This window comes from Cellulophaga geojensis KL-A (assembly GCF_000568425.1).
Lineage (GTDB): Bacteria > Bacteroidota > Bacteroidia > Flavobacteriales > Flavobacteriaceae > Cellulophaga > Cellulophaga lytica.
The window spans coordinates 1-1,408 of the sequence record NZ_ARZX01000067.1; the positions used below are offsets into that span (position 1 = coordinate 1).

The 1,408-nt window shown below is 37.3% G+C and carries 1 protein-coding gene; it reads left to right on the forward strand.

Annotated elements, in window-relative coordinates:
* The coding region (locus KLA_RS18180; RefSeq protein ID WP_034647399.1) for a hypothetical protein at positions 1-1,408 on the forward strand (1,408 nt) is incomplete at both ends.

Consider the following 1,408-nt stretch of genomic DNA (forward strand, 5'->3'; position numbering starts at 1 on the left):
GAAACTGCTGCAACTAATGCAATTGCTGCGGTACAAGCAGATGTTGACGCTAATGAAACTGCAGCTAATGACGCTATCGACCTTAAAGAAGATGCTGCTAATAAATCTGATGCAACTGATTTAGGCAACACATCTCCTTCTTCTACTTTATTCCCTACTCAAAATGCAGTTAAAACATATGTAGATGCACAAGCGAATGGCAATATAACCTCAACAGATATTGATGTTACAGGTGGCACTAATGCTGCATTTGAAAATGTGAGCCTTAGTATTGCAGATAATGCTATAATAGCAAGTAAAATTGCTGATGATAATGTTACTTTAGATAAGTTAGCTAACGGAACTAGTAATGGCCAAATAATGAGATGGAACGGAACTAATTGGATATTAGATAATGAAACGGTATCCAAATTAGAGAGTCCAGCCGGCTCTGAAAACAGCTTAGTTTTTACAGATGAAATTAATGGAGTAACAACAATACCTAATATTGTAAGAAGTGTAAATGGTGTAAATCCTGCTGCAAATGGAAATGTAGCTGTTGTACTATCTAGTGTTTCAACTGGACTTGAATCTGCCAGACCAGTAACTGGAGTAGACTCTGACATTTACATTGTATCTGGTGAAGTAGCCCCAAATACAGACAGAAATGGTGTTGCTTTTATATATGATGATCCAACCGGATGGCAAGAGGTAACCACAGATTTATCTACTAATGATGCTAGGTATGTAAATATTATTGGTGATGCTATGACAGGTCCTTTAACAATGGGCGGTAATGCTGTAACCTCAATAGCAAATCCTGTAAACCCACAAGATGCTACCTCTAAAAGTTATGTAGATGCTCAAATAATTGCTTCTACTCAAGTTATTGTAAGTACAGATGCCAACAATGATATTACTACTGGAGCTGATGGTGGTGCTTTTTATGACGATGCTACTTTACAAACTAATATTGCTAATAACGCTACCGCAATAAATACAGAAACTACAAGAGCTACTAATGCAGAAAATGCTATTCAGGCTGATGTTGATGCTAATGAAATTGCTGCAACTAATGCTATAGACCTTAAAGAAGATGCAGCTAACAAGTCTACCAACGTAGCTTTAGGAACTTCTGATGATGCTTTCCCTACTCAAAATGCTGTTAAAACTTATGTAGATGCACAAGTTGCGGCTTCTAACCAAGTTATAGTAAGTACAGATGCTAACAATAATATTACAGCTGGAGCTGATGGTGGTGCTTTTTATGACGATGCTACTTTGCAAACTAATATTGCTAATAACGCTACTGCTATAACTACAGAAACTACAAGAGCTACAAATGCAGAAAATGCTATTCAGGCTGATGTTGATGCTAATGAAACTGCGGCAACTAATGCAATTGCTGCTGTGCAAACTGATGTTGACG